Origin of the sequence: Kitasatospora sp. NPDC057512 (assembly GCF_042802135.1) — a bacterium.
GTDB lineage: Bacteria > Actinomycetota > Actinomycetes > Streptomycetales > Streptomycetaceae > Kitasatospora.
Genome location: NZ_JBHVET010001248.1, coordinates 1 through 1280, shown reverse-complemented (window position 1 = coordinate 1280; position 1280 = coordinate 1). Strand labels below are relative to the sequence as shown.

Sequence of the window (1280 nt, the reverse complement as noted above, 5' to 3'; positions counted from 1 at the left end):
TCAGCCACGTCCCGCTGATCGACACCGCCCTGCGGCTGACCGCCTGCGGCGCGGCCTTCGGGTAAGCGCTCCTTTCACTCCTCCACGGGCAGGCACTCGGCGAGCAGGCCGACGATGTCGCGCCAGGCCCGCTGGGCCTGCTGCGGGTGGTGGGCGACGCCGGGGAGCACGGCGTGGCCGACCGTCGGGTGGTGGAAGGCGTGCTGGGCACCGCCGTAGACGACGAGGCGCCAGTCCACGCCCGCGGCCTGCATCTCGGCGGCGAAGGCGTCCCGCTGCTCGGCCGACATGATCGGGTCCTCCGACCCGACCCCGGCCCACACGGGGCAGCGGATCCGGGCGGCCTCCCCCGGGCGGCCCGTGACCAGGCCGTTGACCGTGCCGATCGCCCGCAGGTCGACGCCCTCGCGCCCGAGTTCCAGCGCGATCGCGCCCCCGGTGCCGTAGCCGATGGCGGCGATCCGGTCGGGGTCGGTCCGCGGTTCGGCGAGCAGCACGTCGAGGGCCGCGTGGCCGATGCCCCGCATCCGGTCGGGGTCGGCGAGCAGCGGCATCACCCGCGCCAGCATCTCCTGCGGGTCGCTGATCCACCGCCCGCCGTGGAGGTCGAAGGCCAGTGCCACGTAGCCCAGTTCGGCGAGGGCATCGGCCCGGCGGCGCTGGAAGTCGTTCAGGCCGGGCCCCTCGGGCCCGATCAGGACCGCGGGTCGGCGGCCGGTTCCGGCGGGCAGCGCGAGGTGCCCGAACATCGTCATTCCGTCGGCCGGGTACTCGACCGTACGCGTGGTGACCATCGTCATGGGACGGGACTGTAGTGAGGACCGGCCCCCGCCCGGGCCCGACTTCGCCGTCGGCAGAGCGGGGCGGCCCGCCGGCGGCCGCCGCTGCGCTTCGCGTCGGACCGACTGCACTGCGTGAGAGACTGGCGCGGTCAGTGTGATCCCTGTGCGAGGAGTGGACATGGCCGAGCGCCAGAACGGCACCGTGAAGTGGTTCAACGACGAGAAGGGCTACGGGTTCATCACCCCGGAGTCCGGTCCCGACCTGTTCGTGCACTTCAGGTCGATCGAGGGGGCCGGCTTCAAGTCCCTCGTCGAGGGCCAGCGGGTGACGTTCGAGGCGGTCCAGGGCCAGAAGGGGATGCAGGCCGACAAGGTCCAGGTCGTCGAAGGCTAGGACCTGCCCCGGGCCTGACGGTCGGCGGCCCGGCCGCACCGGCCGCCGACCGGCGGGCCGGCGGGCCGGCGCCGAATCCGGGAATCAGGAAGGCTCCTCGGGCC

General features: G+C 73.9%; 2 protein-coding genes. One reads left to right on the top strand and one right to left on the bottom strand.

Annotated elements, in window-relative coordinates; translation table 11 throughout:
• Positions 1 to 74 precede the first annotated feature (74 nt).
• Entirely contained in the window at positions 75 to 800 is a 726-nt protein-coding gene (locus tag ACFU6K_RS39250; RefSeq protein ID WP_380671497.1) for a dienelactone hydrolase family protein, read from the bottom strand.
• A gap of 160 nt (positions 801 to 960) precedes the next feature.
• Between ACFU6K_RS39250 and ACFU6K_RS39245 the strand changes: the two genes are divergently transcribed.
• Positions 961 to 1176 carry a cold-shock protein gene (locus ACFU6K_RS39245; protein ID WP_380671495.1) on the top strand — a complete coding sequence of 72 codons (216 nt, stop codon included), beginning with the start codon at positions 961 to 963 and terminating at the stop codon, positions 1174 to 1176.
• Positions 1177 to 1280 lie beyond the last annotated feature (104 nt).

Coding starts and splice junctions, on each gene's coding strand:
- ACFU6K_RS39250 (WP_380671497.1), bottom strand. CDS start 800: ATGACGATGGTCACCACGCGTACGGTCGAGTACCCGGCCGACGGAATG.
- ACFU6K_RS39245 (WP_380671495.1), top strand. CDS start 961: ATGGCCGAGCGCCAGAACGGCACCGTGAAGTGGTTCAACGACGAGAAG.